This window comes from Nonomuraea sp. NPDC002799 (assembly GCF_053592075.1).
The window spans coordinates 1-1,425 of the sequence record NZ_JBSFVA010000141.1 but is presented as its reverse complement, the minus strand read 5'-3'; the positions used below and the strand labels follow the sequence as shown (position 1 = coordinate 1,425).

General features: G+C 66.3%; 2 protein-coding genes. Both read left to right on the top strand.

From position 1 onward, the window contains the following. The first annotated feature begins 102 nt into the window (after positions 1-102). Positions 103-948, top strand: coding sequence for an IS5 family transposase (locus tag ACWD0F_RS52105; RefSeq protein WP_449890596.1), 846 nt, complete (start codon positions 103-105; stop codon positions 946-948). A 17-nt stretch (positions 949-965) separates the two neighbouring features. Next, on the top strand, positions 966-1,376 hold the full coding sequence (locus tag ACWD0F_RS52100; RefSeq protein WP_449890594.1) for a hypothetical protein: 411 nt from the start codon (positions 966-968) through the stop codon (positions 1,374-1,376). Positions 1,377-1,425: the final 49 nt, after the last annotated feature.

Sequence of the window (1,425 nt, the reverse complement as noted above, 5' to 3'; positions counted from 1 at the left end):
AGAGGATGTTCTGTGACGGTATGGGCTTTTGGTCCCTGCAGTTGAGTAGGGATTTTCGTGAAATAGGTTGACGTTCAGTGTGAGTGCGCTCAACTGACAGTTATGAGCGAGCGGAAGCCGTACCCCAGCGATCTGTCCGATGAGCGGTGGGAACTGATCCGGCCGGTCATCACTTCGTGGAAGGGTCAGCACCCCTCCGTCAGCGGTCATGAGGGCCGCTACGAGATGCGGGAGATCGTGAACGCGATCCTGTATCAGGCCCGGACCGGCTGCCAGTGGCGCTATCTGCCGCACGACCTGCCGCCCTACACCGCGGTCTACTACTACTTCGGCGCGTGGCGCGATGACGGCACCGACCAGACCATCCATGATCTGCTGCGCTGGCAGGTGCGTGAGCAGGCGGGCCGGGCTGAGGATCCCAGCGCGGTGGTGCTGGACACCCAGACCGTGCACGCCTCCGTCAACGCGCCGGCCGACACCACCGGGCTGGATCCGGGTAAGAAGAGCAGGGGCCGCAAGCGCGGCATCGCCTCCGACGTGCTTGGCCTGGTCATCGCGGTCGTGGTGACCGCAGCCAGCGTGCACGACAACGCCATCGGCATCGCGCTGCTGGACAAGGTCGCGGCCGCCAACCCCAGCGTGACCAAGGCGTGGACCGATGCCGGGTTCAAGAACGCGGTCGCGCAGCATGGTGCCGGGCTGGGCATCGACGTGGAGGTGGTGCAGCGCAACCCACACACCCTCGGGTTTGCGCCGCTACCCAAGCGGTGGATGGCCGAGCAGGTCTACGGCACCCTGATGCTGCACCGCCGGCTGGCTCGCGACTACGAGACACGACCTGCCAGTTCCGAGTCGATGATCTACTGGTCGATGACGGACAACATGGTTCGCCGATTGACCGGGACGGCCACGTCGACCTGGCGCGATCCCGTCCCCGTGGCGGCATAGCAGAGCCGGGGACGCCGATGCGCGAGTTCCTCGAGCGCCTGGCCGAGCGGGAGGCCGCCGCCCAGGCCGAAGCCGACCACCTGCGCGAGCAGATCGCCGAGCTGTCGGAGCGGCTGAGCACTGTTGAGCAGGTGCTGTCCCGGCTGCGCGTCACCCGCGCGACGATCCTGGAGATGACCGGCGAGTCGGCCGGGAGCAACTCTGCCGCGCCGGCGCTTTCGCCCGTCTACCGGCAGATCCTGGCGATCGTGGAGCAAGCGCCGGACGGCCTGCGAGCCAAGGACATCTGCCGGCTGCTGAATATCGGCGTGGAACACACCCACACCGAGAGCCTGCGCGCCAAACTCAAACGCATGGTCGCCCGACGCATCCTCGTTGAACCCGAACCCGGACTGTTCACGCTGCCCCAACCGGGTCACGGCGCATAGAAGCTGTTGCCCAAAGTCAGACCGGACGGAAGCCCACAGAACGCCCTCT

Excerpts from the sequence above, each read along its gene's own strand:
- ACWD0F_RS52100 (WP_449890594.1), top strand. The coding sequence starts at position 966 with ATGCGCGAGTTCCTCGAGCGCCTGGCCGAGCGGGAGGCCGCCGCCCAG.
- ACWD0F_RS52105 (WP_449890596.1), top strand. The coding sequence starts at position 103 with ATGAGCGAGCGGAAGCCGTACCCCAGCGATCTGTCCGATGAGCGGTGG.